Annotated in this window: 24 protein-coding genes; 15 read left to right on the plus strand and 9 right to left on the minus strand. The window is 48.4% G+C overall.

Annotated elements, in window-relative coordinates; all coding sequences use genetic code 11:
• Positions 1–25: 25 nt before the first annotated feature.
• The 3 genes from Q7V06_RS01015 to Q7V06_RS01025 form a co-directional block, all read right to left on the minus strand.
• Positions 26–1,738, minus strand: coding sequence for a PKD domain-containing protein (locus Q7V06_RS01015; protein WP_304836761.1), 1,713 nt, complete (start codon positions 1,736–1,738; stop codon positions 26–28).
• Between the two features lie 101 nt (positions 1,739–1,839).
• Positions 1,840–3,369, minus strand: a complete 1,530-nt coding sequence (locus Q7V06_RS01020; protein ID WP_304836764.1) for a PKD domain-containing protein — start codon at positions 3,367–3,369, stop codon at positions 1,840–1,842.
• An 80-nt stretch (positions 3,370–3,449) separates the two neighbouring features.
• Positions 3,450–4,313: a hypothetical protein gene (locus Q7V06_RS01025; protein ID WP_304836767.1), complete on the minus strand. Its 864-nt coding sequence runs from the start codon at positions 4,311–4,313 to the stop codon at positions 3,450–3,452.
• Positions 4,314–4,445: 132 nt separating this feature from the next.
• On the opposite strand from Q7V06_RS01025, the gene Q7V06_RS01030 reads away from it, so the two are divergent.
• Both Q7V06_RS01030 and uppS read left to right on the plus strand, forming a co-directional pair.
• Entirely contained in the window at positions 4,446–5,423 is a 978-nt protein-coding gene (locus Q7V06_RS01030; RefSeq protein WP_304836770.1) for a radical SAM protein, read from the plus strand.
• Entirely contained in the window at positions 5,420–6,199 is a 780-nt protein-coding gene (gene uppS, locus Q7V06_RS01035; RefSeq protein WP_304836773.1) for a polyprenyl diphosphate synthase, read from the plus strand. Before Q7V06_RS01030 ends, uppS begins: the two co-directional genes overlap by 4 nt.
• Here uppS and Q7V06_RS01040 read toward each other — a convergent pair.
• Both Q7V06_RS01040 and polX read right to left on the minus strand, forming a co-directional pair.
• Positions 6,173–6,697 carry an undecaprenyl diphosphate synthase family protein gene (locus tag Q7V06_RS01040; protein WP_370650791.1) on the minus strand — a complete coding sequence of 175 codons (525 nt, stop codon included), beginning with the start codon at positions 6,695–6,697 and terminating at the stop codon, positions 6,173–6,175. The two genes, uppS and Q7V06_RS01040, sit on opposite strands and share 27 nt — an antisense overlap.
• 65 nt (positions 6,698–6,762) lie before the next feature.
• Positions 6,763–8,493 (minus strand): DNA polymerase/3'-5' exonuclease PolX, encoded by a 1,731-nt coding sequence (polX, locus tag Q7V06_RS01045; protein ID WP_304836778.1) that lies wholly within the window; start codon positions 8,491–8,493, stop codon positions 6,763–6,765.
• Between the two features lie 49 nt (positions 8,494–8,542).
• On the opposite strand from polX, the gene Q7V06_RS01050 reads away from it, so the two are divergent.
• The 8 genes from Q7V06_RS01050 to Q7V06_RS01085 all read left to right on the plus strand — a co-directional run bounded on the left by Q7V06_RS01050 (position 8,543) and on the right by Q7V06_RS01085 (position 15,864).
• A complete protein-coding gene (locus tag Q7V06_RS01050) occupies positions 8,543–9,184 on the plus strand; it encodes a metal-dependent transcriptional regulator (protein ID WP_304836781.1) in 642 nt (213 codons plus the stop codon).
• Complete coding sequence (feoB, locus tag Q7V06_RS01055; RefSeq protein ID WP_304836783.1) at positions 9,181–11,043, plus strand: ferrous iron transport protein B; 1,863 nt, start codon at positions 9,181–9,183, stop codon at positions 11,041–11,043. The genes Q7V06_RS01050 and feoB overlap by 4 nt, the downstream gene beginning before the upstream one ends.
• A gap of 13 nt (positions 11,044–11,056) precedes the next feature.
• The gene (locus Q7V06_RS01060) at positions 11,057–11,767 is read left to right on the plus strand and encodes a hypothetical protein (protein WP_304836785.1); all 711 of its coding nucleotides are present in this window, start codon (positions 11,057–11,059) and stop codon (positions 11,765–11,767) included.
• Positions 11,764–12,930 carry an ATP/GTP-binding protein gene (locus Q7V06_RS01065; RefSeq protein ID WP_304836788.1) on the plus strand — a complete coding sequence of 389 codons (1,167 nt, stop codon included), beginning with the start codon at positions 11,764–11,766 and terminating at the stop codon, positions 12,928–12,930. The genes Q7V06_RS01060 and Q7V06_RS01065 overlap by 4 nt, the downstream gene beginning before the upstream one ends.
• 8 nt (positions 12,931–12,938) lie before the next feature.
• A complete protein-coding gene (dph5, locus tag Q7V06_RS01070; RefSeq protein ID WP_304836790.1) occupies positions 12,939–13,712 on the plus strand; it encodes a diphthine synthase in 774 nt (257 codons plus the stop codon).
• Entirely contained in the window at positions 13,709–14,278 is a 570-nt protein-coding gene (locus Q7V06_RS01075) for a DUF357 domain-containing protein (RefSeq protein ID WP_304836793.1), read from the plus strand. Before dph5 ends, Q7V06_RS01075 begins: the two co-directional genes overlap by 4 nt.
• Positions 14,279–14,347: 69 nt before the next feature.
• A complete protein-coding gene (locus Q7V06_RS01080; protein WP_304836795.1) occupies positions 14,348–15,397 on the plus strand; it encodes a flippase-like domain-containing protein in 1,050 nt (349 codons plus the stop codon).
• A gap of 17 nt (positions 15,398–15,414) precedes the next feature.
• A complete protein-coding gene (locus tag Q7V06_RS01085) occupies positions 15,415–15,864 on the plus strand; it encodes a bifunctional nuclease family protein (RefSeq protein WP_304836798.1) in 450 nt (149 codons plus the stop codon).
• A gap of 7 nt (positions 15,865–15,871) precedes the next feature.
• Here the strand turns inward: Q7V06_RS01085 and hisE are convergent, their stop codons facing one another.
• The 3 genes from hisE to Q7V06_RS01100 all read right to left on the minus strand — a co-directional run bounded on the left by hisE (position 15,872) and on the right by Q7V06_RS01100 (position 17,499).
• Positions 15,872–16,183: a phosphoribosyl-ATP diphosphatase gene (hisE, locus tag Q7V06_RS01090; RefSeq protein ID WP_304919901.1), complete on the minus strand. Its 312-nt coding sequence runs from the start codon at positions 16,181–16,183 to the stop codon at positions 15,872–15,874.
• A complete protein-coding gene (locus Q7V06_RS01095; protein WP_304836801.1) occupies positions 16,173–16,622 on the minus strand; it encodes a NusA-like transcription termination signal-binding factor in 450 nt (149 codons plus the stop codon). The genes hisE and Q7V06_RS01095 overlap by 11 nt, the downstream gene beginning before the upstream one ends.
• A gap of 136 nt (positions 16,623–16,758) precedes the next feature.
• The gene (locus tag Q7V06_RS01100) at positions 16,759–17,499 is read right to left on the minus strand and encodes an SIMPL domain-containing protein (RefSeq protein WP_304836804.1); all 741 of its coding nucleotides are present in this window, start codon (positions 17,497–17,499) and stop codon (positions 16,759–16,761) included.
• Between the two features lie 171 nt (positions 17,500–17,670).
• Between Q7V06_RS01100 and Q7V06_RS01105 the strand changes: the two genes are divergently transcribed.
• Positions 17,671–18,285, plus strand: coding sequence for a LysE family transporter (locus Q7V06_RS01105; RefSeq protein ID WP_304836807.1), 615 nt, complete (start codon positions 17,671–17,673; stop codon positions 18,283–18,285).
• 9 nt (positions 18,286–18,294) lie between these two features.
• On the opposite strand, the gene Q7V06_RS01110 is transcribed toward Q7V06_RS01105, so the two are convergent.
• Complete coding sequence (locus Q7V06_RS01110) at positions 18,295–18,993, minus strand: DUF333 domain-containing protein (protein WP_304836811.1); 699 nt, start codon at positions 18,991–18,993, stop codon at positions 18,295–18,297.
• A 212-nt stretch (positions 18,994–19,205) separates the two neighbouring features.
• Between Q7V06_RS01110 and Q7V06_RS01115 the strand changes: the two genes are divergently transcribed.
• Genes Q7V06_RS01115 through Q7V06_RS01130 form a run of 4 tightly spaced genes read left to right on the plus strand, consistent with a single transcriptional unit; the run spans position 19,206 to position 23,176 of the window.
• Positions 19,206–20,447, plus strand: coding sequence for a COG1361 S-layer family protein (locus Q7V06_RS01115; protein ID WP_304836814.1), 1,242 nt, complete (start codon positions 19,206–19,208; stop codon positions 20,445–20,447).
• Between the two features lie 12 nt (positions 20,448–20,459).
• Positions 20,460–21,128: an ABC transporter ATP-binding protein gene (locus Q7V06_RS01120; protein ID WP_304836817.1), complete on the plus strand. Its 669-nt coding sequence runs from the start codon at positions 20,460–20,462 to the stop codon at positions 21,126–21,128.
• The gene (locus Q7V06_RS01125; protein ID WP_304836820.1) at positions 21,125–22,339 is read left to right on the plus strand and encodes an ABC transporter permease; all 1,215 of its coding nucleotides are present in this window, start codon (positions 21,125–21,127) and stop codon (positions 22,337–22,339) included. Before Q7V06_RS01120 ends, Q7V06_RS01125 begins: the two co-directional genes overlap by 4 nt.
• Positions 22,340–22,384: 45 nt before the next feature.
• The gene (locus tag Q7V06_RS01130) at positions 22,385–23,176 is read left to right on the plus strand and encodes an FHA domain-containing protein (RefSeq protein ID WP_304836824.1); all 792 of its coding nucleotides are present in this window, start codon (positions 22,385–22,387) and stop codon (positions 23,174–23,176) included.
• The last annotated feature ends 81 nt before the right edge of the window (positions 23,177–23,257 follow it).

Raw genomic sequence — 23,257 nt, forward strand, 5'->3', positions numbered from 1 at the left:
CTCTCTCTCTCTCTCTCTCTTAACATTATAGTGGTGGATCTGTAACATAAGCCGAACGGAATACATAATAGTTTGATGGCCTATTGAAGTTGATCGTACCCGGAGTCGTACCCGCAGTATTTGGGACTATCCCAAAGAGGACGATCTCCCGCCCATCCTGACCATTGATAAGGTTGACACCATCCACTTGGAATTGGGTCCAGACTGTTGGACTAACTGCTGGGGATGTGAAGACGAGGGTTGATATCCAGTTCTCTGACCCTCCAATATAGATGGCTGTCACCGCACCTGTTGCCTGAACGACACCATTGATTGAGAGTGTCACATCAGTGAAGGAGAAGGTGTTTACTCTCATGCTCGTAACACCGATCGTTGCGGATGGATCATCTGAATTGATGTTTAGTCGAACAATGTCGCTATTCTTGGGAACATATTGTACTCCGTTAATAGTTACGTAATTATTACCTGTTGTGGTACGGAACTCAATGTACCCTGGCTTGAGTACAGTACCGGGCCGGTCCGAGTTCAGGATAATATTATGGAATGTTGGTTCGTTTACCGTAATGTAATTCGTTTTGGTTTTAGTATCCGATCCATCAGCGTTGGTTGCTGTCAGGCTGACAGTATACGTTCCTGCTGTCATGTACTGGCGTGTCGGGTTTTGGGCTGTCGATGTGCCTCCATCCCCGAAGCTCCATGACCATGAGGTCGGAGTATCGGTAGAGAGATCGGTAAATGCGACAGAGAGCAGCCTGAATGTGGTTGTGGGTGAACCGATAAAGTCGGCAAGTGGCGGGGAGATTGGATCAGTTACTGTGATATAGCCTGTCTTTGTCACTGTGTTAGAACCATTTGCATTCGTAGCTGTCAGGCTGACAGTGTATGTGCCGGCTGCTACATATGTATGTGTAGGGTTCTGTGCTATTGAGGTGTTTCCGTCCCCGAAGCTCCATGACCATGAGATTGGGCTTCCGGTCGAGGTGTCTGTGAAGACAACTGACAGCGGTCTTGTGCCGGATGTTGGTGTGCCGGTGAAGTTTGCCACTGGTGGTGCTCCTGGTACACTCACTGTGATATAGCCTGTTTTTGTCTCTGTATCGGATCCTTGAGCATTCGTAGCCGTCAGGCTGACGGTGTATGTACCAGCTGCTACATATGTATGTGTAGGGTTCTGTGCTGTTGAGGTGTTTCCGTCCACGAAGCTCCATGACCATGAGGTCGGAATTCTTGTTGAGGTGTCTGTGAAGATGACCGAAAGCGGCCTTGTTCCGGAAGTCGGACTGCCAAAGAAATTGGCAACCGGCGGTGCAGGGGTTGGGGGCGGCGTTGTTGGAACCGGTGTCATACCTACATCGCCAATATCAACGATGATGCTCTGCTGACCGCCAATGGTTGAAATAATCTGTATCCTGCCAAAGGTTGCAGTGGTAAGCCCATCCACTTTGAGTAACTCCCCGATCTCCCATGGCCAGTCTCCCCCCTGTATGGATAAACTGTCAGAAGAGTAATCGATTCCATCCACCCTTACAAAAAAATCTCCCGGATACAGTGCATCTCCCCCGTTGTGATAGAGATAGAGGGTGTCGCTTTTAATCCCCGGAATTGCATCCAGATATTGTGTCTGTACCGGGGGCGGCTGGGAGAGAATTCCGACTCCGACGATCACCACTGCCAGTACGACGAGTGATATAAGCATTATTGAGCCGATTACTTCTGAGACGCCGTCAGTACCGGGCATGGTAGATCAACCGGTTGTGGTGGTTTTACGTTTAATTATACGGTGTTCTTTCATCTGAATCCTTGAGGTTAAATATCTGTTCATATCTGCTTCTTCGATGATTACACAAACGGCCAGTCCTCCTCATCATCGAAGAAATCCATCAGGTTTGTGAAAACGACGATTGTTCCGCCGCTTGGAACATAGAAACCATCCCGTGCAATGACGACCCCCTCAAACTGGGCCCCTTCAAAAGTTACTTTTCCAAAAGGTGCAAAGAGGACACCGGTGAGTGTGCTTCCCCCCAGTCCGGTGATTGTGATATCTCCGTCATTTGCAACCACAATCACATCGTATTGTGAGGGTCTCCAAACGGTGGATGTATAGCCGGCGTTGTAAATCTTCAGGTCACTCGTCAATAATCCCGAATCGACATATCCATTATCATCGTACCAGGTCGAAATTTTTAATGCCGGCATTTCAAGGTTTGGCATACTCTCTGTTGGAACCGTTGCCTGATGCACACATTTTGCAAGAATATCCTGATTATAGTTTGGAGGATGTGTGATTGTGCCGGTATAGTAAATGGTAGTCTCCGGATAGAGTATGGGAGTCCACCCGAGTGTGAGATCACCATTCACATAGACATTATTATGTATTATCGCATCTTTCAGGGCGAAATTTCCATCAACATAGATATCCCCATACATATTTCTTCCTCCGCTCCAAAGTTCCAGATCACCATTTATAACAATTTTATTCGGGAAATCTGGATTTCCAAGACTTGCACTCCCGGTATTCATGGTTGTGCTTCCATTGATGAAAATCTTCGAAACAAAAAGACCTGATCCCAGATTCGTATCTGCCGTGTCGAGATCCCCTGTAATGATAATGGTTGAATTGACTCCGATGACATAATTTCCAGAGAAGAATAACTTTGTTCCGTAGACAAAGACACTCTCTTCGGCAATATATTCCGCAGGCGTGAAGACACGGATATACCCTATCTTTACCATGGTGTTTGATCCACCGGCATTTGTCACGGTCAGGCTGACGGTATAATTTCCTGGGATTGTGTAGATATGTACCGGATTTTTAAGTGTGGATACACCACCGTCTCCAAAGTTCCATGACCATGAGGTTGGGTATTTTGTTGACAAATCGGTGAATGAAACGGTTAGGTTAGGCAGTCCTGATGTGATATCGGCAGTGAAATCTGCCTTTGGTGGATCCGGGAGAGGTGGTCTGATACCTGTTATCGAAAACAGGAGTGTTGGAATATCCGGAGCTGTATGAATAATCTGAATGCTCACTCCCGTAGCATTCGATCCCGGTATGATCAGCCAGTCTCCGGTAGAAAAGGTTGTCCAATTCGCTCCTTCGGGTGTCTTGAAATCACTCGTATTTTCGATACCATCGACCATGATCCGGGTTTTATCCCTGTAAAGGGTGTCACCTCCACGATGGATGAGGGTAATTGCCTCTTCTTTATCTGAAAGATCGATCCGGAGTGCCGGCACTTCAGGAACCGGCTCCTGTGACAGGAAACTAACTGTGACAATGGCGATCACAATGACGATAAGGGCAGAGAGGATCAAGGTTCCAACAATCTCGGAAACTGCTTTCTCATGGCTGGTAATGTGATGAATCATTCACTCTCCTCTCCTCTGTCTTTTGCTTCTTCCCATGCAACTCTAGTCCTTAGTCCATTACCAAAAAAACTGTAAATGTTTCAGTCCACAAGTGATGCAATTGACTGAACTGAGACTGTATAGTTTGCAAATTCACATTGAATATTTCCACTGAGGGTGACTGTAACCTCGTTATTAACACGGAATGGAACGGGGTATCCTTGTTCTTTCAGCATATTCTCCCATCCACGTGCAGCATTTTCATCACTTAATATAAACTTGATATTTCCACCACCAAGAGAACCCTGTTCTGACTGAGCACTGTTTAATTTTGTGTCTATCCGTACTGACCCCTTCCCGCTCAATCCGCTCTCTCCCCCTCCATCTAATCGGATGATGATGATCTCGGCATCATTTTCGGATGGGAAGATTATGAGTGGCATGATCCGTGCAACTGTCCCTGTCTGTTGCCTGAGAAAAACGCCCCCCATCTGATAGTAATAAGTTTGTGGCACCCAGTAATTGTTATTCGTAGCGAATTCAAGTCTCCACATAGGGATCTCAAAAGGCGTTGCAACATTAAACACAATCCGCTCAACTCCCCCACCCTCAGCAGATACATTCTTTACCGCAATCGATCCGGTCGATCCTGTGGGGCTCATCACCGGTATGAACAAACCGCCTGCCTGTGTAGCCCCCCCCTGCGATCCCAAAACCAGTGAATTCGATATCGTGACACTGGTAAGATCTTTTGAATCAGCATCATGATTGATCCAGAGCGAATCCGCTGTGATCTTATACTGTGTGAACCAGTCCCTGACATAGTTCATATGCTCAATCTCCTGCTGCCTCCCCTCTGCCGGAATTACGTACGTCATCCAGAGCGAGAGAAATATGGTAATCAGCGCAATGATCAGGATGAACCCGATCACTTCGGAGAGGGCATCGTCAGACTGCCTCGGCATGATGATGAATAGCATCGTTATAATTAAAAAGCTACTCCTCCGGATACTGTTTTACAGACAGACGGACAATATACAGAGAGACATCTATGATACACTTCATATCAATACCATATCAGAGAGCGAGGCACCTCAATGCTCAGTGACGGCTGCATCCTCTGTCATCAGGGTGCAAAACTCGTCCTCTTCGTCACCGGACTCTGTGACCGGACATGCTGGTACTGCCCCCTCTCAGCTGAGCGGAAAGATCTCGACGTCGTCTTTGCAAACGATCGGCAGGCAAGAACAGATGCCGATATCATCACCGAAGCAGAAGCAATGGACGCCCTTGGCACCGGTGTGACCGGGGGTGAGCCCCTCATCGTCCGCGACCGGACCGTCTCGTACTGCCGCCTGTTAAAGGAACACTTCGGACCTGACCACCATATCCATCTTTATACAGGTCGTGCTCCGACAGAAACCGACCTCACCGCACTCCAGGGAATCGTTGATGAGATCCGGATGCACCCGCCGCATGAAGTCTGGGATTCTATCATGCAGACGGAGTACCCAAAATCCGCCCGCCTTGCCCGCGAGATGGGTTTTGCAATCGGGATCGAAGTTCCCTCCCTCCCAGGCATCGGAGCGCTCCGCCCGATGCTTCCGCTCCTTGACTTCTTCAACATCAACGAACTCGAATGGGGCGAGACCTGTGCTGATCAGATGAGGAGTCGTGGGATGGAGCCGACTGATGATCTCCATAACGCAATAGAAGGCGCCGCAGAATGGGCAGAAGAGATCACCGATGACCCGAAGGTCCACTTCTGCTCATCAGGCTTCAAGGATTCTGTCCAGCTCCGGGAGCGTCTGATCCGGATCGCCACCATGACCGCCCGTCACTTTGACGAGATCACAGAAGACGGGACGATCAATTACGGCCGCATTCGATCAGATGGTGATCTCACCATCCTGTTAGCGGACTTTGACGAAGAGAGCTATGAAATCCAGCCGGACGGTAGTGTCGAATGTGCATGGTGGCTCCTTGATGAACTTACAACAAATGAAGATCTCGAACTATCGATCATCGAACGGTACCCAAACAAGGGGATGATCGTTGAGGTGAACCCACTGTGAACCTTCGCACCCTGCTTGAACCCCTCTACTTCCGAATTCTCAGAAGCAGTATCTCCAAAACCCCGACCCATATCGCGATCATCCAGGATGGAAACCGGCGGTATGCAAAAGAGATGGGCCAGAAGACCGGTTTTGGGCACCGGCAGGGGGCAAACACCACCGAGATGATGCTCGAATGGGCGCGGGAATTTGGGATCAAACATATCACCCTCTATGCCTTTTCTACCGAGAACTTCAGGAGGAATGAAGAAGAGCTTGGAGAACTCTTTGAACTCTTCAAGGATCGCTTCCTCAAAGTCCTAACCGATGAACGTGTTCATAAGAATAAGATCCGGGTCAGGATGGTCGGTGACAAATCCCTCCTCCCCGCCGATGTCCTTGCCTGTGTCGAAAAGGCAGAAGAAGCAACAAAAGAGTACAGCAACCATTACCTCAATGTTGCCATCGCGTATGGGGGGAGAAACGAGATCGTCCATGCAGCAAGACGTATCATCACACAGGTGAGGGATGGCACCCTCTCACCTGACAGAATCACACCTGCGATGGTCGAGGCTAACCTCTATGGAGGCCTTGGCCTTCCCCCGGTTGATCTGATCATCAGGACCGGAAACGAATACCGGACATCGAACTTCCTCCCCTGGCTTGCGAATGGCAACGAGTCATCAGTTTATTTCTGCGCCCCTTACTGGCCGCAGTTTCGCAAAATCGATCTCCTCAGAGCGATCAGAGTCTATGACCAGCGGAAGCGGTCAGGCTCCAAACCGTCGTGCCCGTGACTGAAAGTCACGAATTGCACGGAGAAAATCCGTCTTTCTGAAGAACTCCCAGTTCACATCAAGGAAGAAGAGCTCAGAGTAGACCGACTGCCAGATGAGAAAATCGGTCAGATAACTTCCACCGGTCTTAATAATAAGATCCGGTGCCGATCTGAAGGTGAGGTGAGACTCGATCAGATCCTCGTTCACATCAGAGGGTAGAATCCCTTCTTCAGCGATCTTTTTAATGCTCTCTGTGATCTCTTCACGACCACTTCTTCCAACGACGATCAGAACCGGGAGTCCGACCCCCTCCTCATAGTATTCCTCCCCTATATGCAGGTGGAGATGGGAGAATCCCGAGACCCCTTTCAGATCATTGATAAAAGGCAAAACGCAGGAGATATCATCAGTATCAATATGGAATGTCAGCATCTCAATGCCGGACACTTCACCTGCCCATTGAACCACTTCTGCTATCCGCTCTGGTGCGGACCGAAGATCCAAAACTGTCAGCATAAAACAGATCTCATGGGGAGGGGTAGTGATATCCCGCAGAAGCAGATATTCATAGATTCTGTGTATCATCGGAAAAAGTCCAACAGTTCCTGTAGTGTTTTTGTATTCAGTATGTCGCCTGCCCTGCACCATCCGCGTCGGGCTGTTATTACGCCGTATCTTATCGAAGCAAAATCTTCTGGCCCGTGAGCATCAGTTCCAATTGCGATCTGCACTCCTGATTCATTAGCCGTCTTTAAATAAATATCATCAAGGTCGAGTCGGTGAGGTGAGGCATTTAACTCAAGTGCGGTACCTGTCTCTCTTGCAGCGTCAATAATCCTGGGTATATCAATAACTGACGGTTCTCTCCGTCCAAGAAGCCGACCGGTTGGATGACCGATGATATCGACATGTTCACTCTCCATCGCCCGGATTACCCGTCTGGTGATCGTATCGGCATCCTGATGGAGTGAAGAGTGGACTGAAGCGATCACACAGTCGAGACCCTCGAGCACCTCATCAGGCAGACCGAGGCTCCCGTCGGTCATGATATCCACCTCGATCCCGGCAAGTATCTGACAGGTATGATCCCGGTTTGCCATCTCGATCAGATGCGCCTGCTCCCTCACCGCTTCAGGAGACAGCCCCCGTGCTACCCCAAGCGATGCGGAATGATCAGAACAGAGGATATACTCATATCCAAGTCTGTCGCCCATCTCTGCCAGCTCAGCAACGGTCAGCACGCCATCTGATCCCTTAGTATGGGCATGAAGATCACCTTTTATCTCCGATGGTTCGAGAAGCCGGGGCAATGTCCCCGCCTCTGCACGACGTACCTCTCCTCTGTCCTCACGGAGCTCAGGTGGAATGAATGCAAGACCGAGCAGGGTAAAAACCTCCTCCTCTGTTGCACACCGGATCATCTCTTTGGTTCGTTTATTCAGAAGTCCATACTCATTCAGTTGCATCCCAGACGCGATCGCCCGTTCGCGGAGCCTGATGTTAAACTCCTTTGATCCCGTAAGGTAGAGGAGCGTTGCACCAAACTCTGATGGATCAGCAAACCGGATATCAACCCTCTTCCCACGATAGAAGATCGATGTCTTCTTTGTTCCCTCATCGATCATCTCATTGGCAATAGCCCTGAGATGGGGGTTCACTGACCCCGCAGGCTCAGTCGTCACGATATCAATATCACCAACAGTACTCCGTCCGCGCCTGAGTGAACCGGCAATGACAAAGGTACCGGGTGTCAGATGAGTGGTGATCGCCTCTGCAATCTCTTCCGCCTCTGAGATGAGCATCCTCCCGGATCTATTCTTATACACTGTAATTGCACGAAGAATATCCTCCTCTTTCTTCTCTCCAAATCCACGGAGGGACCGGATCCTCCGACCCCTGGCTGCCGCTTCAAGTTCGGTCAGGGAGGTGATGTTCAGGTGGCTCCAGAGTTTCTGCACCGTCTTTGGGCCAATAGTATCCAGTTCAAGAAGTTCCGGGAGCCCCGGTGGGATCTTCTCCTTCAGTGATTCTAGCTCATTACAGGTCCCGGTCTCTGCAATCGAGAGGATCGCTTCAGCAATTGCTTTCCCGATTCCATCGACTGCAACCAGCTCTCCCCTGCTCATCCCGGCAACCGGCTGGACCGTTCTCCTCACCGTCTCTGCTGCACGCTGATATGCACGAATTTTAAATGGATTATCTCCGATGACAAGGAGGAGCTCAGCGATCGTATCGAGCATTCGGGCAACTTCGGCGTTCACCCCGCTTACCATACGCGGTACTGGTATCCGGCTGCTAATAGACTCATCCATTCTGGCCGGAAGGCATATTGATATCATTTCTCAATCAGATATTCTGTATATGCAGACCTCCCTTGAGGAAGATATCCTTGAAAGTATTCTTGTGATCCGGCAGGGTGGCGTTGCCGCAACTGTAGAGAAGATTGCATCCCATCTCTCTGTTGCGGAGGATACGATCATACCTGCATTAGAAAAATGCAAGGGTAGAGCCCTGCTCACCGGGGATGTAGCATCAGAATGGCATTTCACCCCTGAAGGCAAGAGGACGGCAGAGAAGGTTGCCCGAAAGCATGCTGTCCTCTCCTGTTTTCTCTCTGAGAAACTTGGCCTTGAAGCCGAGGCAGCCTCCCGCGAGGCTTGCATACTGGAACATGGCGTCTCTGAAGAGACGATTGAGGCACTCGATTCTTACCTGCAGACGACCGGCAGAGGGTGTAGCAGGGGTCATGGAAGGCGGAATTGTGATCATCTCTCTGCTTCTTCCCCACTTGTCACCTTTCCGGAAGGTGCAACTGTCTTTGTCACTTTTATCCGTTGTCCGGGTCGCCACCGGCGGCTGATTGACCTTGGTATCATTGAAGGAGAACCAATTACGATCCGGCGAAAACTCCATAACGATGCGGTGGTCATCACCGTGAAAGGATGTGATATTGCTCTCTCACCTGAAGTTGCCTCTGAGATACATGTACGGAGGCAGGAATGAGCGGGCGGCTTTCATGCGCGCTCATCGGAAACCCCAGTGTGGGAAAGTCACTCATATTCAACCACCTGACCGGCCTTGGTGTTGAGGTCAGCAATTATCCCGGTACGACCGTTGATCTGATGCGCGGAAACGTCTGCTATGAGCGCGAGATGATCGAGCTTGTGGATCTTCCCGGTATCTATTCTCTTGAAGGCGAATCGGAAGAGGAAACCCTGGTCCGCGGAATACTCAAAAGAAAAGAGGCCGATATTCTCATCGCGGTTCTGGATACGACGCATCTTGAACGAAATCTCTACTTGCTTCTTCAGATTGCAGAATATAAGATCCCAACCGTCGTTGTCCTGAATATGGTCGATGAAGCGGCAAAATTTGGGATTGAGATCGATTATACACTGCTGACAAATCTGATCGGTTCTCCCGTCATTCCGACTATTGCCTCTGAGGGAAAGAATATGGAGGCGATCCTCAATGCGGCACGAGGAAACCCCGGTATTCCGTTCATCTCTGTGCCATATGATCACCATGTGGAGGCGGCGGTCCGGAGTCTCTCAAAGGTCTATTCAATAGAGAGAAGTGCTGCACTCCAGGCACTTGTTCGTCCTGAGGAGATGGACGATCTTGCAGAATCTGCACAGGGGCTTGCAACTGAGATCGAACAGCGCCACAATATGACGGCGCACCAGATCATCGCAACCAACCGCCATAATTATGCGCGTTCCCTTGGCGAACAGGTTACAAAGCGACGAACCCCCCCTCCCCGTTTTGATCTTGATACCCTCCTGACAAGAACGTTTCCGGGGATCCCTATCCTCATCGCTGTCATCATCTCGATCCTTCTGCTCGTCTTCACCGCAGGTGCTTTTTTTGAAGAGATCATCGTTGACCTCTTTAATACATTCGCAATTGAACCGTTTCTTGCACTCAATCTCCCGGGAATCGCCGCTCCTATCGGAGGTTCCATCCTCATCGCACTTCAGGCAGGTCTTGGGATAGCATTTCCGTATGTCTTCATCTTCTATCTTGTCATCTCGATCATTGAGGATTCGGGATATCTTACACGTGCAGCCTTCCTTGCTGATCGTTCGATGCACCGGTTCGGTATGCATGGTCAGGGGATCATTCCGATGGTACTTGGATTTGGCTGCAGTGTCCCGGCACTGATGAGCGTTCGTCTCCTCGCCACACGGAGGGAGCGTATCATTGCAGCAGTTCTCGTTACGATGATTCCCTGTTCGGCAAGGACTGTTGTTATTTCAGGAATCGTCGCCTCGTTCATCGGGCTTGCCGCTGCCTTCTCAGTCTATGGCATAGTCTTCCTGCTGGTACTTGTAACCGGGATCGTCCTCTCGCGGATAACACCCGGTCAGCAGTTTGGAATGATCCTTGAGATGTCCGCGCTTCGGATGCCTCAGCCGAAGATGGTGGTGAAGAAAGCATGGATGCGCCTTTCAGAATTCCTCTTCATCGCAATGCCGCTTCTCCTCGTATCAAGTGTTTTCCTCGGCATCTTTGAGTATTTTGGTCTGGTATCTGCGTTTCAGGATCTGATCACCCCATATTCTGAAGCAGTTCTTGGCCTCCCCGGTTTTGCAGCAACCGCCCTCCTCTTTGGTATCCTCAGAAAAGAGATGGCATTTGAGACATTAGCCGTCCTTGCCGGAACAGCTGACCTCGGCTCTGTTATGACATCAGTACAACTGTATATCTTTGCAGTCGTCTGTGTCCTCTTCATCCCCTGCATATCCACAATTGCGGTATTGATAAAGGAGATTGGGAGAAAGTGGGCGATTCTGATCTCTTTGTATACCGTTCTTCTTGGCATCGTTGTAGGAGCATTGTTAAAGATAGGAATGACATAACACTCTTAAACAGATGTACAGCTATCGGTTTGGTATCCCTGCACTTGATGATCAGCTTGGTGGTCTGACCTCAGGTGCGAATGTCCTGATTCTGGCACCCCCGCTTTCGGGTGCTGAGCGGATAGCATATAACCTCTCGTTTCCTTCGAAGGGAGAGTATTGTGTCCTCCTCTCAACAGATGAGCGGGCGGCAGAGGCAATGAACTACTTTAAACTGAATGGGACAGAGAGAAGGGCGCTTGCGATAATCGATGCGATAACAAAGAGCGATCTCCCTAATGTGCCGGACACCGATCGGATGAAGTTCATTGCAAGTCCTGTAGATCTGACAGGTATCAGTATTAAGATGAGCAAGGTTTTCTCCGGAATTGTTGATGAGAGCCTGAAGAATCCGATCCCCGGTATCTTCCCCCCGCCGATACGGTTCTGTGTAAATTCGCTCTCAACGTTTCTGATGTATAGAAAGCTCGAAGTGATGTATCAATTCCTCCATGTCATCTCTTCAAAACTGAAGAAGAATGAATGGATCGGATTTTATGTGCTGAACAACGAGTCATTTGATGCGAGGACGATCTCGCTCGTCAAACAGTTGATGAATGGGGTAGTTGAGGTGCGAGAGGGGACTGATAGTTTTGAGCTTCGTGTCATCGGTCTTGGGGGAAGGATGACACCGTGGTTTCCTTATTCATTTGATCCAAACGGCAGATTGGTGGTGGAAGGATGATATATACAGGTATAGATGCACTGGATGGGCTTTTAGAGGGGGGGGTGCCAGATGGAAGTCGGGTACTCTATGCAATTGAACCGGAGGCAGATGGTCAGCACTTCCTGATCACGATGCTCCATACCGCAGTCGTTGCAGGGAAGCGATCACTTGTTGTTGCTCCTTTTACGAGCAAAGATGCGTATCTTGTAGATGTTGCTGCACAGAGTCACTATCATCTCGACTGCTACAAGGATCTCATTCGATATCTGGATATGCATGATATCGAAGAGATAACGAATGCTCATCCTGATTCGTTGGACTGCAATATGGCCTGTAAAAACCTCATCCAAAAGATAGTCAGAGAAGATCATATCGAGGCGATCTTCGTCTATCTGGATGTACTCTCCGACCACTTCGAGTTTTCCGGTGCTGTCTCCCTCTTTGATGATCTTGAATCGGATAAACCGATCACACGAGTGTTTGAATATTTCAATCTCTTCGGCGGAGATATGCTCGATTCCCTCCTCAAGGATACAAATTTTGATCTTGTTATAACTCTTCAGGCGGGCTCAGGTGTCGTTTCTTTCTTTAACTACTTCACCGTTCATACTATCTCATGGCTCTCTCTTCCTGCCCGTTCTCTCCCTTATATTGTGAGCGAAGGCCATATCGTCCCCTATATCCCAAAGATAGTCATAACCGGCCCCCCAAATACCGGAAAGTCAACTTTTGTCAAGAATGTTTCAGATGCTGGTATGTCTGTCGACAGACTGGGCCTCCTTGGCACGCCGACGACTGTTGCCCTTGATATCGGACATATGGCAAGCAAGGGATTTGATATCAATATCTATGGGACACCTGGTCAGGAACGATTCGATCCGATCGTGCCTCAACTTGCACGAAATGCGATGGGTGTTATCCTGATGGTGGATGTCACCCACCCTGAACTGATGCCTCGTGCGAGACAGTTGAAAGGAATTGTTGAAGGGAATACGGTTGTTCCGATCATTGTTGTTGCAAATAAGGCCGACCTCGATTATTCGGTCACGGAAGAGAAGATTCGTGCAGATCTTGAGATTAAAGCTGATACACCGATCTACTTCATCTCAGCATATGATCGGAAGCAATGTCGTAGTGTCATCGATTCAATGGTTGACCAGATCACGAAGTTCCAGTATTGAGGTATAAAATGTTGACATTTATTGGTCTTGGACTCTATGACGAGAATGACATATCGTTAAAAGGACTTTCTGTTATCCGATCTGCTGATGTGGTCTTCCTCGAATACTATACCTCAAAATTGATGGGGACGGATATCTCTTCGATGGAAAAGCTCTACCATAAGCCCATTCGACTCCTCTCCCGTGAAGATGTCGAACAACACCCTGACCCGATCCTTGATGCAGCTGAAGCAGGATCTGCAGTCTTTCTGACCGCAGGTGATACGATGGTCTCCACAACACATTCAGACCTCAGAATCAGGGCGGCTGAACGGAATATTCCAACACGTATCATTCATGCCGCTTCAATTGCAAGTGCGGTCTTTGGTCTCTCCGGTCTTCAGAACTATCGGTCCGGAAAATCATGTTCGCTCCCGTTCCCTTCAGGGAGATGGATGCCGACCACCCCCGTCGAGGTGATTGCGGGGAACCTCAAACAGAACCTCCATACGATCGTCTATCTGGATATTCAGAATGAACGGTATATGCATATCCACGAAGCGATCACCATCATTGAAGAGATATCCGGTCGTCTTAAGGTACATATTCCTCTTTTTGTCGGTATTGCGAGGGCGGGATCAGATGATCCGGTCATCTTTGCAGGCTCAGGTGAGGACCTCCGATCACATGACTTTGGATCTCCCCTTCATATCCTTGTCGTACCGGCAGAACTCCATCTCATGGAACGTGAATACCTTGAACGGTTTGCCGGGCTGAAACCATCTGATCACCACCTCGCATGATCACAGATCTCGCCTCCCTCTCAAGCATTTATCTTCGATCTCTGGAGGGTGTTTCTTCTCCCCTTGTCAATATCTCTCCGCTCAGGCTGGTAGCTGATCAGATCCTCGAGATGGCATGGGCATACCAGAAGGATGGTGAGGTTTTTCTTCGCTCAGATGATCAAGTCAATGCGCTTGCATCATGGTGTTATGGCTATGGGTGGTTGGATGCCGGCAGCTATCTTGGTCTCCTTTCCAGAACAGATCCCTTCTCCGGGTTTGCTGGTGATATTCATCATTCATATGCTGAAAGACTGAAAGAAAAGACATTCCGGTATCAGAGGATGTTATCTGCTGCCTCTGCTGCGGTAAATGATGCACCTGATGCATCAAGCCCGCTCTGCCAGTCTTGTACTATATTCAGGGAGATTATATTCAGATGGCAGATGAATGGAGATGATTACCTGATGGAGGGTCTTTGTGCATCAGCTCTTGCATCTTTCAGTTATGGCTATGGCTGGCTGGATAGCGGGGTCAGATCCGGAATTTTTCAGATCATAGGTGATCGGCATCTCTTCACCGCATAATTTCAGAAGATGTTTTTACCTATGTCGGATAATGTTTCAGGACAGTTAGATTAACGAGCAGGAACTTAGATGAACCCACAGCATAAAAAATGGATCTGGATCTCAGTCGGGCTCAGTACGCTCTTTCTCATTGGACTACTGTACTTCACCTTTGATGAATCGACGATCACCGCTCTTAAGAATCTCAGTCCGTTCATAATCCTTCTGGCACTTGCCTGTCATCTGGTTGCCCTTATCTTCTGGGCACTGAGGATTAAGGTGATGGCGTATGGACTTGGGTATCATGTCGGTTTCCTCCATTGCTTAAACCTCGTCTGTGCGAATCTATTTCTTGCTGCTATCACCCCATCTCAGGCAGGAGGTGAGCCTGTACGGATACATGAACTGTACCGTGCGAATGTAAAACTCGGGGATGCAACAGCTATAGTGATCATGGAAAGGGTTCTTGACGGAGTCATCTTCGGTATTGGGGGGGCAATCATGCTCTTCCTCCTCGGAACTGTATGGCAGTCGCTGAATGTCCCCCCATCCATAACAACTGCAATCTATCTCACCTGGTTCCTTGTTTCGATTGGTGTCATCTTATTTGCGATATCTGTCCGAAATCCTGCTCTGCTGAAACGACTGATGAGGTGGATCTCCATTTATCTGACGAAAAAATGGGAGATGGCCCGTATTGAGAAGTTCCTTCTGAAGGTTGACCGTGAGGTTGACAACTTTCATTTCAGCCTTGGAAAGTTCATCGGGAAGGGTAAGGCAGGTCTTTTCCTGGGCCTTCTCTTTACAGCTCTCTTCTGGTTCTTCGAGTTTATCATCGCTTCAGTTCTCCTTATCGGTCTGGGACAAGGGCCGCATTTCCTTGAGTCATTAGTCTCACAACTCATCATCGCAATCATCATGATGATCCCTCTCACTCCCGGTGGAGCAGGAGTTGCTGAGATCTCCATAAGTTCAATCTACGGTCTCTTCATCAGTACATCGGTCATCGGCGTCTTTGTGCTGCTCTGGCGAATTATCCTCTACTATGTTAATATCGCTATTGGCCTTGTTTCAAGCCTTCTTATCGTTAAAAGGGAGGTTGGATCAGGAAAGGATGACCAACAGCTTCATAACCGGTGAAGACATGAAGAAACGATATGCGGTTGACTACCTGTCAGGTTCTTGGGGTTTATCTGGCCGTACATGACCTTGGGGTAGCACCGGTTGTTCTTCTTGAGGCTCCTAATCACCGTTATCTTCCCATCTTTATAGGATTATATGAGGCGGTATCTATCAACAATGCGTTGAATGGTCCCACTCCTGTACGTCCTCTTACACATGATCTCTTCAACGACACCCTTTTAGCTCTCGAAACAAGACTCAGAGATGTCCGTGTTGATAGTATCGAAGACGGTGTCTATTATGCAACAATGAATCTCAAAACACATCTGGGTGATATATCAATTGATTGTCGACCCAGTGACGGCATTGCTCTTGCAGTCCGGCAGAAATCTCCTGTCATCCTTTGTGATTCAATTCTTGATGATTCGGCAGTTTCAAGGGATCAACTCCCGGAACTGCATGACTTTATTGATTATTTTGGATGAAAAGGAGTTAATCGTGAAGGTTCATCCCGGCTCTTCGGGCAGCAAGCTCGTTTTTTACCTCAACGAAGCTAATATCTGCGGCTTTCAGACTCACCATGAGGTGAAATATGAGATCTGCGGCTTCAGAAATGATCCTATCATCTTCTCCGTTCTTGACAGCGAGGATGTACTCGATTGCCTCTTCCCCTACCTTTTCAAGGGACTTGTCGATCCCTTTCTCATGGAAGAGAAGAGAACGAACATAGGATTTTCTTCCATCAGGAGTATTAGATCGCTCCAAAATGACATCCCAGAGTTCATCAAGAATATCAGGCTGCATGATCCTCCTCCACTATAATATCACCCATATCCGGTCCAAAAAAGCGTCGGGTGATAATTCTGGCTTTTTCAATGGTGCACCCTCCTTTGCCAATTGCTATTCCAACCTCCCCTCTGCTCTTGACAGAGACTTTAATTTGACCAATTGCACCATCTGGCATTTGTACAGCTGTTACTTCGGCAGGTTTGAAGATATTCCTGATAAACCCGGCTGGCTCTTCTGCATACTCGACCATTTCAATCCTCTTTCCGAGGACCTTCTGCATTTTTCTGATGTTATCGCCATTCTTTCCAATAGCAATGCCCATATCGCCAGGTGTTATGATATAGATCAGACGATCAAAACGATCATCAATGATACAGTCGATTGCAGTTGATTTGGTGAGGATACGGAGTTCTTCTATATACCGGCGCTCCTTAAAACTTATTGTCCGTTCCATTGTTCAATCCTGAGTTAATGATTCTCTATCTGTAGAGAGAGTATTGTCAATCTGACTCATTAAGCATTTGTATTCTTACTCTATCAATCAGGACGACGAAACAAGGATAAAAAAAGGGGTTGTCTGAACTCTCTTCTCAGCAGAGATAAGAGATGGAGACTGTTGCGGTAACTTTTACGTCTCCTGCTTCAATTGGTGTTGATGCCTTCTCCATGCCAGCTCCCATATACATGCTGTCATACATACGGCTGACTGTTGGGTAATATCCTCCACCAATTGTTACCTCCTTCACATCACGAACTGTGAGACCAAGCGACGCTGCGACCACATCGGCATCAGTACGTGAGTCTGCGACTGCCTTCTGGAGTGCTGTTGTCCGAAGGGATTTCTGCTTCTCTTCACTTAAGGTGAAAGAGATGTAGTTGACACTGTTTGCGCCGTTTTCAACGCCGATATCAACCATCTCGCCTGCACGGGAGGTGTCTTTGAGGGTCAGAAGAAGGGTGTTTGTAACCCGGTAGACTTTGACCTGTCTGTCTTTTGGGAGGATTGATCCCGTTGCATCAGTATCCTTCGTCACCTGATAGATCGAATATCCCGTCGTCTTGATATCATCTGAGGTCAGACCTGCACTCTTGAGTGCATTCATGCATCTGCTCATCTTCTCGGCGTTCTCACGCTGGGCTGTCTTCACATCAGCATGCTCGGTGACGACTGCAAGGGAGATCTCGACACGATCGGGTGCAGTGGTTACTTCACCTGTACCCTGTGTATGAATCACCCGCTCATTTTGTTCTGCTGCCGCTGAAACGGGCAGAGCAATAAGGCTGAGCACAAGAAGAAGTGCCAGCACTGGTGTAAGTGTATGAATCCGCATAGCGATCATACTATCAAGGGGTTGTATATATCTTATAGGTTATCTTAACTGCGAAGATATTTGCAGTCTATTTTCAAAAATAACTGTAATTATTGGTGTTATGCACTCCCTTCCCATCTGTCCTGAGTTTCTTTCATCTGGAAGCAGAGCATAGATACTAATGGAGTTATTGTGGCTGATCTCATCTCAGTTTTTTCAATAGGGCTACTGATTGGACTAACCGGCGCACTCGCACCGGGCCCTACTTTGATTGCGACCATCAATGCTTCTGTCACTTCAGGGTGGCGCGCAGGTCCGCTCGTCTGTCTCGGGCATATGATTGCTGAGATGGGGATCATTCTGCTGGTTATCGCAGGTCTTGGCACCCTGATTGGATCTGCAACCTGGTTGATCGGTCTTGTTGGAGGTTTTGCACTGGTGATCTTTGGATATCTCACGCTCTCCTCAGCACGTAATGCTCTCATTCCATCCGCAGATGATCAGATCAATGTCGGCAGACCTGTTGCAGCCGGTTTCGTATCAAGCTTCTCAAATCCGTATTTCTGGATCTGGTGGCTTACGATTGGTGCAGCTCTCCTCTGGAGTTCACTTGAAGGGGGTCTCATTGCCGGTGGTATCTTAATGGCTGGCCACTGGGCAGGAGATATCGCGTGGCTCACACTCGTCTCGGGGAGTCTTCACCGGGGCAGGTTCTTCCTCTCGGATCACGGATACCGGATCGTACTATCTGCCTGCGGTATTTTTCTCATTGTTTTTGGGATCTGGTTTATCTATGGCTCGATCTAAAAAAGAGGGTTAGTGGTACATCAAATAGAGTTCCCACTCATCGATTACGGTGCCGTTTGGAAGGATGGCTACACCATACTCCCCATCCGGCCCTGATCGGATCTCGTACTCATACCCTTGTTCTTTCACAAAGACTGCTGCTGGATTTGGCATACCGGCTTGTTGTTTCTCCCCGGTGATCGAGACGATCGTGATCGGCTGGCCCCATTGCTGGATCGTCATGATATCCTTCTCCGGAACTGCGGTGAACGAGACTGACAGACCATCAACACGGTACTCTTGTGCGAGATTCAGTGGGAGATACCGGATACCCTTTCCGGAGATGATCCCATAGAAGCCTCCTTCAAGGTCGATGTACGTGACAACACCTGTGCTGGTGATGGATGGTTCAGCCTCATTCTTCGTTATCATCGTAATCCGGATTGGGGTTCCCCATTGCTGGATTGTGATCGTATCTTTCTGTGTCGTACCGGTGAAGGTCACTTCTGCTCCGTCAACCTTCAGTTCATCGGCAAGATTCAGCGGATAATACTCATCTCCTTCATGAGTGATGATCCCAAAGAATCCACCTTCAAGATCGATGTACGTAACAACACCAACCCCTGAGATCTCTTTCTCCTGTGGTGTCTCCCCACCGACACACCCGGCTGCCATCAGGAAGCAGGTGGCTAGTGCCAGAAGGGCTAAGATAATTATTTTCTCTCTCATCTCTATCGTCAGGTACTGGGAAGTATATTAATAAATATATTCCTTTAACTGCGACCAATCCCGCATCTATTTTGGAGAGTGCATTGAACCTGTTGGTTAAAGGGATGATCCGTTTCCATTCAGGGAATTTATCCCATTTTCTGTTCTATTCATCTGATATAGAAAGGAGTTATGAAATGTTGAAGAGATATTGTCTGATTCTGCTAACCCTCATGCTGCTCTTTTGCACCGCCTCAGCCGAGGATACAACGAGCTATTCAGCGGCAAGCATGGTGTCGGTTACAGGAGTTACGATTAGCCCGGATATTTTGATGAAGGGCGATACGGCGCTTGTTACAGTTACTATTACAAATAATGGCGATCAGAGTGTTAAACTGTCACGTGCCATTCTGTATGGGACACAGAGCGCCACCGGAGATGGTATCACCGTCGCTGATACCACAAATTATAATTCTATCGGAGATATCGGAGCTGGTGTATCCCGTGATTTTGTATTTACCATCAATGCTGTTGGTCAGGATGCCATCTACTACCCAATATTTTATCTGGATTTCCAAAATGCAGGCAGCATCCGGTACCCTCTGCCGGTGAAGGTGCAGAGTGACAGTATCCGGGTCTCTCTGGTTGATATGCCTGATGTGTTTACTGCAGAGAAGAAAGAGAGTGTCACACTTCTGATCGGAAATCCCCGTGATAATGCAGTTCAGGGAGTGATTGTCAATCTTCTTGGTGATGGTGTGGCGAGCACTCAGTCCGGTTACTTTCTCGGAACGTTGAAAGCCGGGGAGTCAACGAAGGTATCGCTTGATATCTCCGCCTCCTATTCGTCCAATCCTGTCATTGCAGTCAGTTATCGGAATGGTATGAATACACATACCACTTCACTCGATCTTGCCATAGAAGTGGGTGAATCAAAGACTGCTCCTCGTATGGTGGTGAATAATCTTGCAACAGGCATCTCTGGTGGAGTCTCCACAATAACCGGTGATGTAAGTAATGCGGGAATTGAGGATGCAAGGTCTGTTGTGGTGACCGTTGGAACTCCTGCCCGTGCAATCGATCCGTATTCGCAATATGTGATCGGCTCGCTGGAGTCTGACGATTTCTCAAGTTTTGAGGTGACGTATGATGCCGGGGGCCATACTTCTATCCCGATAATTGTGAGTTACAAAGATCTTCATGGGAATGATTACACGATGACCTATCTGTTTGATACAGGTGCTGTATCCATGACTTCCGGCGGAGGTGTCACCTCGTCAGGTTCCGCTCCTGCTGCCGGAGGTCAGCCAGGTGGTATGGGGATGATGGGGATGTCAGGTGCTGGTCTTGGGTCACTTCCACTTCTGGAATTTGTCCTATTCATCGGTCTTGTCGTTGCCGTTGTAATCTGCTGGAGGAGGGGGTACCTCGCCCGTGCGTTCACCATTCTGAAGATGAAGTTGAAGAAGGATTGAATGTGACCGTTCATGCCGATCATACAGATACACAATGTAACAAAGATCTATCCACTTCCGGTTGGTGACGTAGTTGCGCTGAATGGAATCTCTCTGGATATTGAGGAGGGAGAGTTTGTTGCAATCATGGGTCAGTCCGGATCAGGAAAATCCACTCTGTTAAATCAGATCGGAAGTCTGGATATTCCTACGGGTGGCGATCTCTTCATTGCAGGGAGAAACATCCGTGAGATGAATGATGATGAACTGACAGATATGCGTCTGAATACGATCGGGTATATATTCCAGAGATTCAACCTCATCCCTCTTCTTAACCTCTATGAGAATGTGGAGTACCCACTTGTTCTGAAGTATGGAAAGAGGGATACGACAGGTCGCCCGACTGAACTTCTCCGTATGGTTGGGCTGGATGGATCTATCATCGAACATAAACCAGCCGAAGTCTCCGGAGGTCAGCAGCAACGTGCTGCCATTGCCAGAGCCCTTGTAAATGATCCGAAGATTCTCCTCTGTGATGAGCCGACCGGAAATCTCGATTCTAAAACGGGTGAGCAGATTATGGATATACTCACCGATCTGAACCGCCAGGGAAGGACGGTGATTCTTGTGACGCATGATCCTCAAACGGCAGAGTATGCGCATCGAACAATTGTACTTCGTGATGGGAGGCTGGCAGAATGATCGGTGATTTTATCTTCGACCTCGCGATGCGGAACATCAGGATAAACTTCCTCAGGTCCCTCCTCGCTGCAATCGGGATTGTTATTGGTGTCATCGCAATAACTGCTGTTGGGATTATGGGGGCGAATATGACCCTATCGGTCACAGAAACCCTCTCTGCAAACAGTGATACGATTAAAGTATCACCCTACAGTGGTGGGGGAGGAGGGATGATGGGTCCTCCTCAAGGAGGTTCTTCATCCTCAGATGATGAGTATATCACAAGTACACAACTTCGGACAATCAGACAGATTGCCACTCCAAATACCGTCATTCCTGTCTATTCAGAGTCTGATACGATATACATCGGGGGCGATGAGGGGAGAGCATCGATATATGGCCTCGCAAAGAGTGATATATCCAGCTTCCTTTCCGTAACGAGTGGGGTAATTGATCTCCAGAGTACCAATGGTGCGCTTGTTGGAGCAACTCTTGCAGAGCGATATGGATTAAAAATCGGAAGCCGGATCAAAATAGGGGATGAAGACGGCGATAGCGGAACAAAGACAGTAAAAGTATCAGGTATTCTTGAAGAGCGTGGGATGACCTTTGATATTAACACCGATAATGCGATCATCGTGACTGATCGTTGGTTTACAACCGTGTATGGTGGTGAAGGGGAGTACGATGAGGTGATCATCAAGGTGAAGGATATTAATGATATAGAGGCACTCAAAACTGCAATAGATGATCAGCTCAATCGAAAAGATGATGAGGTGACCATCTCCGATGCATCCCGTATGCTCGACTCGATCACGTCATCGCTCCAAACGATCATATCCATGATGCAGGGTATCGGTGCGATCTCGCTCCTTGTTGCTTCGGTGAGTATCTTTAATGTGATGATGATGTCGGTGACCGAGCGGATCCGTGAGATTGGTATTCTGAGAAGTATCGGAACACGCCGAAAGGTTGTACTGAAGATGTTCCTGTATGAGGCAAGTATTATCGGAGTGGTGGGTGCAATTATCGGTGGTGTCATGAGTTTTATACTCGGGTATATCGTTGTTCTCTCAATGGTTGGGACGACTGCATACTTCTTTACAATCGATAGTCTGATTTATGTCCCATACGGCATGTTCATCGGGGTGATCATCTGTGTTATCTCCGGTCTTTATCCGGCATGGAGGGCATCAACTATCGACCCGATCAAGGCGCTGACGGCAGAGTGACATGGAATTCGAAAATGATGAATGAACCGGGAGAGAGGGATAGAGATGGATGATGGAGGGCATACCTTCGTACTTGAGAAGGACCAGGATTTCCTTGATGAACTGTCAGAGTACCTTGATATCCTCGGAAATGCGACGCGACTCCGTATCCTGAAGTCGATCGAACGAACCCCAAAGGATATCCGGACACTCTCACGGGAGATTGAGACGAGTTATGAGAACACCAAAAAACACATCGACAAACTCCTGCTGGCTGGCGTTATACGAAGAGATGCCGGAACTGGCGCTCCAACGTCAAAAGGTGTGCATCCGGTATGGAAGTACTCGGTTATTCCGGGTGGACTTGAGGTGATCATTCAGAATTTGAGCATCTTCTCAAATCTCTCAGGCACCTCTCCGGATCGGAGCCTTTCTGAGAGGATTGAGGTGCTGATCGATCAGGTTGAGGAAGAATTTGAACATCCCTCGCCGGTGCTTGTGGTCATCGGAGGTCCACTGGATGGCTCGATCTTCCCATTGCATGAAGCGATGATCCCAATTGGTCGTGTTGATCCTGTTGCCTCGGGTCCTCTGGATGCAGGAAAACAGATTGTATTGCCAAATGAGTACTCCGCCGTCACCCGTGTTTCACGACCCCATTGTCGTATCATTCAGATGGGTGGGATCTGGCAGATTGAAGATTGTGGAAGTACAGGAGGAACATTCCTGAATACAACACATCGACTCTTACTCCATGAACGAACCCAACTCCGGAATGGGGATTTCATCGATCTTGGAAAGGGTATACAGGGTGCCAGATTTGTTTTTCGGACAATATTAAAGGAAGATTCAACGTAAAGTTCCCCCTCTCCCGTATCTGACAGACCATCAATTATAAAGTACAAAGGAGTACTACTACCAGGTACAACAAACCTGGTT

The sequence above is a fragment of the Methanocalculus sp. genome, assembly GCF_030651615.1.
Classification (GTDB): Archaea; Halobacteriota; Methanomicrobia; order Methanomicrobiales; family Methanocorpusculaceae; genus Methanocalculus.

Bases quoted from the DNA above. Each gene is read 5' to 3' on its own strand.
- Q7V06_RS01085 (WP_304836798.1), top strand. From the start codon at position 15,415: ATGCGGTTGACTACCTGTCAGGTTCTTGGGGTTTATCTGGCCGTACAT.
- Q7V06_RS01120 (WP_304836817.1), top strand. From the start codon at position 20,460: ATGCCGATCATACAGATACACAATGTAACAAAGATCTATCCACTTCCG.
- Q7V06_RS01125 (WP_304836820.1), top strand. From the start codon at position 21,125: ATGATCGGTGATTTTATCTTCGACCTCGCGATGCGGAACATCAGGATA.
- Q7V06_RS01110 (WP_304836811.1), bottom strand. From the start codon at position 18,993: ATGAGAGAGAAAATAATTATCTTAGCCCTTCTGGCACTAGCCACCTGC.
- Q7V06_RS01030 (WP_304836770.1), top strand. From the start codon at position 4,446: ATGCTCAGTGACGGCTGCATCCTCTGTCATCAGGGTGCAAAACTCGTC.
- Q7V06_RS01015 (WP_304836761.1), bottom strand. From the start codon at position 1,738: ATGCCCGGTACTGACGGCGTCTCAGAAGTAATCGGCTCAATAATGCTT.
- polX (WP_304836778.1), bottom strand. From the start codon at position 8,493: ATGGATGAGTCTATTAGCAGCCGGATACCAGTACCGCGTATGGTAAGC.
- Q7V06_RS01050 (WP_304836781.1), top strand. From the start codon at position 8,543: ATGCAGACCTCCCTTGAGGAAGATATCCTTGAAAGTATTCTTGTGATC.
- Q7V06_RS01130 (WP_304836824.1), top strand. From the start codon at position 22,385: ATGGATGATGGAGGGCATACCTTCGTACTTGAGAAGGACCAGGATTTC.
- Q7V06_RS01095 (WP_304836801.1), bottom strand. From the start codon at position 16,622: ATGGAACGGACAATAAGTTTTAAGGAGCGCCGGTATATAGAAGAACTC.
- Q7V06_RS01060 (WP_304836785.1), top strand. From the start codon at position 11,057: ATGTACAGCTATCGGTTTGGTATCCCTGCACTTGATGATCAGCTTGGT.
- Q7V06_RS01040 (WP_370650791.1), bottom strand. From the start codon at position 6,697: ATGCTGACAGTTTTGGATCTTCGGTCCGCACCAGAGCGGATAGCAGAA.
- feoB (WP_304836783.1), top strand. From the start codon at position 9,181: ATGAGCGGGCGGCTTTCATGCGCGCTCATCGGAAACCCCAGTGTGGGA.
- Q7V06_RS01115 (WP_304836814.1), top strand. From the start codon at position 19,206: ATGCTGCTCTTTTGCACCGCCTCAGCCGAGGATACAACGAGCTATTCA.
- dph5 (WP_304836790.1), top strand. From the start codon at position 12,939: ATGTTGACATTTATTGGTCTTGGACTCTATGACGAGAATGACATATCG.
- Q7V06_RS01020 (WP_304836764.1), bottom strand. From the start codon at position 3,369: ATGATTCATCACATTACCAGCCATGAGAAAGCAGTTTCCGAGATTGTT.
- Q7V06_RS01025 (WP_304836767.1), bottom strand. From the start codon at position 4,313: ATGCCGAGGCAGTCTGACGATGCCCTCTCCGAAGTGATCGGGTTCATC.
- Q7V06_RS01065 (WP_304836788.1), top strand. From the start codon at position 11,764: ATGATATATACAGGTATAGATGCACTGGATGGGCTTTTAGAGGGGGGG.
- Q7V06_RS01075 (WP_304836793.1), top strand. From the start codon at position 13,709: ATGATCACAGATCTCGCCTCCCTCTCAAGCATTTATCTTCGATCTCTG.
- Q7V06_RS01080 (WP_304836795.1), top strand. From the start codon at position 14,348: ATGAACCCACAGCATAAAAAATGGATCTGGATCTCAGTCGGGCTCAGT.
- hisE (WP_304919901.1), bottom strand. From the start codon at position 16,183: ATGCAGCCTGATATTCTTGATGAACTCTGGGATGTCATTTTGGAGCGA.
- Q7V06_RS01100 (WP_304836804.1), bottom strand. From the start codon at position 17,499: ATGCGGATTCATACACTTACACCAGTGCTGGCACTTCTTCTTGTGCTC.